Genomic DNA, 251 nt, shown 5'->3' with positions numbered 1-251 from the left:
CCGGGACCATCTGATCCTGCAATCTGGCGGTGTTGCCGGCTCGACTGAGGATCAGTTCGCTCTGCTGCTCGGCGACGAGCTTGTCTTCCGTATCGGCGAGCATCCTGAAGAGCTGTAGCTTCGTCATGTCGGACGTGTCAGGAATTTCGTGTGCTGAGGTCGGTTAAAAATCTCAGCTGATGGCGGCGGTGAATCGCTCGCCGAACAGGATGGCGAACTGATTGACTGCTTGCCGCCAGGTGATAGGTGGC

1 pseudogene is annotated in these 251 nt (G+C 57.8%); it reads right to left on the bottom strand.

The features are described from left to right. Positions 1-133, bottom strand: a pseudogene (locus tag AB4Y31_RS31895) (P-type DNA transfer protein VirB5); the annotation flags it as partial. Positions 134-251 lie beyond the last annotated feature (118 nt).

The sequence above is a fragment of the Trinickia sp. EG282A genome, assembly GCF_040965455.1.
Classification (GTDB): Bacteria; Pseudomonadota; Gammaproteobacteria; order Burkholderiales; family Burkholderiaceae; genus Trinickia; species Trinickia symbiotica.
This window is presented reverse-complemented; position numbering and strand designations above follow the sequence as displayed.